This window comes from Streptococcus infantis, from assembly GCF_001579645.1.
In the GTDB taxonomy this organism is placed as follows: domain Bacteria; phylum Bacillota; class Bacilli; order Lactobacillales; family Streptococcaceae; genus Streptococcus; species Streptococcus infantis_E.
This window is the reverse complement of sequence record NZ_KQ970818.1, coordinates 194,661-198,330: the sequence shown is the minus strand read 5'-3', so window position 1 is coordinate 198,330 and position 3,670 is coordinate 194,661. Positions and strand designations below refer to the sequence as shown.

General features: G+C 39.1%; 3 protein-coding genes. 1 reads left to right on the top strand and 2 read right to left on the bottom strand.

Going from position 1 to position 3,670, the window contains the following annotated elements; genetic code table 11:
• Positions 1–49 precede the first annotated feature (49 nt).
• Positions 50–1,240 carry an O-antigen ligase family protein gene (locus SINDD18_RS01040; protein WP_061862776.1) on the bottom strand — a complete coding sequence of 397 codons (1,191 nt, stop codon included), beginning with the start codon at positions 1,238–1,240 and terminating at the stop codon, positions 50–52.
• Between the two features lie 210 nt (positions 1,241–1,450).
• Between SINDD18_RS01040 and birA the strand changes: the two genes are divergently transcribed.
• Positions 1,451–2,386, top strand: a complete 936-nt coding sequence (birA, locus tag SINDD18_RS01035; RefSeq protein WP_061862775.1) for a bifunctional biotin--[acetyl-CoA-carboxylase] ligase/biotin operon repressor BirA — start codon at positions 1,451–1,453, stop codon at positions 2,384–2,386.
• Positions 2,387–2,441: 55 nt separating this feature from the next.
• On the opposite strand, the gene SINDD18_RS01030 is transcribed toward birA, so the two are convergent.
• Positions 2,442–3,632, bottom strand: coding sequence for an acetate kinase (locus SINDD18_RS01030; protein ID WP_061862774.1), 1,191 nt, complete (start codon positions 3,630–3,632; stop codon positions 2,442–2,444).
• Positions 3,633–3,670 lie beyond the last annotated feature (38 nt).

The window sequence follows — 3,670 nt, the reverse complement described above, 5'->3', positions numbered from 1 at the left end:
CAAAGAGCCAAAAAAGATAGTAGAAAATGTTAGTTCTACTATCTTTTTCTTAATCAACTAATTCATCAATCATACTATGTTTTAGTGGTAAACTACACATCACTAACAGGAAAATAAAAGATGATTGAATCCAAAATAGCGCTAAATCAAAAATTCCGTGCACAGCTACTACTGTCAAGAAAGAGAGGTAAAGTCCAAGGATAGGACGCTTACTAGGTACTTGACTCATATCAATCAACATTCGTACTGGAGTGGCAGAGGCAATCCCCAAGAGAACGGTACCGACAACTCCATAACTCAAAATCGTATCTATATAAATACTATGAGCATGCTCATGATAAGGTGCTCCAATACGAGGGAAAGAGTGCATGTAGGTTAGCGGTCCTTCACCCCAGAATGGATTTTGCTTAAACAAGGCCATTCCAGCATTCCAGATAGAAACACGTTCTTCCATAGATGAATCTAAGGTTCCCATTCGAACACCTAAATCACTCGAAAATAGAAAGGCTAAACCAACCCCAAAAACTCCAATACTAAGCCAGAAAGCACGCCAGTTCTTAATAGTCGTGAAGAGGTAAATGATGGCTCCAAAGATGATGGCTGGAAAAGCTGTACGATTCTGCGTAAAGTTTAAACCGAATAAATTAGCAAAGATGGCAATCATAGAAAAGATTCGTAACCACCTTAACTTAGTTGTGCTAATCAGATAAAAACCAATCATGATACAGAAACAACAGATAATTCCATAGTAATTAGGGTTAAAGAAGGCAACCTCCGCTCGGTTTTGATGCCAAACCTGCATTCGTGGTGAGAGGAAGGTATAATCAAATTTCTTTACAATTTGGAAATGTTCCAAGGCTGCAAAGACTGCTGCCAAGACACTTGAGGCTAAAACTCCTTCAATCGTCAACCTGAAAAATTTAGGAGTCAATTGAGCTTGGTAATAGTAAAAGAAGATGGCAAACAGAAACATGGCCACCGAAGAAACTACTCCCATCACATTTTGTGCTAGAAGAGAAATTGCAGTGCTATAAGCAATAAAAAAGAGTAAGATAGGGTGTTGAGACAAACGTTTCAAGATTCCCTTCATCTCCCCGGTATATACTAACCAAAGTAAGTAAGAGATAAAAATAATAACAAAAAGATAAAAAGGGAGAAAAATACTCAGAATAACTCCTAAAAGAAGTCCTTCTTGTTTCGATAAACTTTTTAACTTTTCAATGACACCTATTGATTTCACAACAGATCCTTTCCTTCTGAATATCACATTCAGATAAATAAGTTATTAAAACATTTTACCATTTTTCAAGAGATTTGAAAACCTCTTTGCCTCTATACTCCTAACTAAAACTGGGTAAAATTTTATAGTTAGCTAAGATTACTTGAAAATCGCTATCCCTTTTTTAAAAATATGGTACAATAAGTCTAATTATTCCAGAAAGGGTCTAGCATGAAATCCTACCAAGAAGTCTATAAAATACTAGCTACTGAAACTGATTATCTAAGCGGAGAAAAAATAGCTGAGAGATTAAACCTATCTCGAACTTCCGTATGGAAGGCGATCCAACGTCTCCAACAAGAAGGGCTGGAGATTGACAGTATCAAAAATCGTGGGTATAAACTTCTGGACGGTGACCTTATCTTGCCTCAGGAAATCGAAGCGAATAGTTCCATTACTGTCCAGTTTAAACCCTCAACAAAATCTACCCAAACCGATGCTAAAGAGGCTATGGAAGCTGGTGCTAAAGGGGATAAACTCTACCTTTCCACTAGCCAAACTATGGGACGCGGTCGATTTCAACGTCCCTATTATTCTCCAGATAAGGGGGGAATTTACATGTCCCTTCACCTACAACCCAATCTCCCTTACCAGAAGCTTCCCGCCTATACACTTCTAACAGCTGGGGCTATCTACAAGGCTATCAAGAATCTTAGTTTGATTGATGTGGATATCAAGTGGGTCAATGACATTTATCTGAACCAGAAAAAAATTGCTGGTATTCTAACAGAAGCCATTACCTCCGTCGAAACTGGACTCGTTACAGATGTTATCATTGGGGTCGGGATCAACTTTTCTATCGCTGATTTTCCCAAGAATCTACAAACTAAAGCTGGAAGCCTATTTACTCAAAATACTCCCATTACTCGCAATGAATTGATTGCTGAAATCTGGAAATGTTTCTACGAAACAGAAGCCGATGAACTCCTCTATCTCTATAAAAAGCACTCTATCGTTTTAGGAAAAGAAGTCTCCTTTAAGCAAGATCACCAAACTATCTCAGGAAAAGCCTGTGACATCTCTGACCAAGGACAACTACAGATAGAATTAGCCACTGGTGAAAAAATTTGGCTCAATAGTGGTGAAGTTTCACTGACTAAATGGTAGCTCTCCTCGATGAAAAAAATCGACCTTCAATAAGAAAGGTCGATTTTTTGATCTGTTATTTTTTCAAACGTTCAACATCACGCGCAATAACGAGTTCTTCATCCGTTGGAATAACAAGTACACGAATTTTTGCCGCTTCTGTTGAGATATCGCCAGTCACACCAAAGACATTTTTCTCTGGATCTACATCACAACCGAACCAAGAAATACCAGTGATAACTTTTTCACGTACACCAGCTGCATTTTCACCAACTCCTGCAGTAAAGATAATAGCATCCGCTCCGTTTAGGACAGCCAAGTATTGGCCGATGTGTTTTTGGATACGGTCAACGTACATTTCAAGAGCCAAGGTTGCATCAGGATCACCTGCTTCCATCGCTGCTTGAACATCACGCATATCACTAGACTTACCTGAAACACCCATCAACCCTGACTCACGATTGAGGATACGACTGATGTCCTCAGGCTTGTTAAAGTCCTCTGTATATTGCATTAAATAAGGAATGATGGCTGGGTCAATATCTCCTGTACGAGTTCCCATCATAACACCACCAAGTGGAGTGAATCCCATGGATGTATCAACAGATTGACCACCCTTAACAGCTGTGATAGAAGCACCATTACCGATATGGCAGGTAATCAATTTCAACTCTTCAAGTGGACGTCCCAAGAATTTTGCTGCTTCTTGAGCAACATACTGATGGCTTGTACCGTGCGCTCCGTACTTACGAACCTTGTTTTCTGTATAGTACTTAGTTGGCAATGGATAACGGTAGGCTTTTTCTGGCATTGTTGTATGGAATGATGTGTCAAAGACTGCTACACTTGTGATCTCTGGCAACAATTCTTTGAAGGCACGAATTCCAGCAGCATTTGCAGGGTTGTGCAATGGAGCAAGAAGTCCTAGTTCTTCAATTTTTTCCAAGACATCGCCTTCAACGACTGTAGACTCTTTGAAGTACTCTCCACCTGCAACGACACGGTGTCCAACACCAGTAATTTCATCATAAGATTTAATAATATCAAAACGAATCAAGTCATCAAGCAAAATCTTAACTGCCAAAGTATGGTTGTCAATGTCAAGGACTTGTTGTTCTGAGCGACCATCAAATTTAACTGTAGAAATAGAATCTTTCAATCCAATTCGCTCAATCAACCCTTTTGCAAGCACTTTTTCTTCTGGCATTTGGTAAAGTTGCCATTTCAAGCTAGAGCTTCCAGCGTTAATTGCAATGGTTTTTGTCATAATGTTTCCCCTTTTTTAAGCGTTTTCAACTATTATAT

Excerpts from the sequence above, each read along its gene's own strand:
- birA (WP_061862775.1), top strand. The coding sequence starts at position 1,451 with ATGAAATCCTACCAAGAAGTCTATAAAATACTAGCTACTGAAACTGAT.
- SINDD18_RS01030 (WP_061862774.1), bottom strand. The coding sequence starts at position 3,632 with ATGACAAAAACCATTGCAATTAACGCTGGAAGCTCTAGCTTGAAATGG.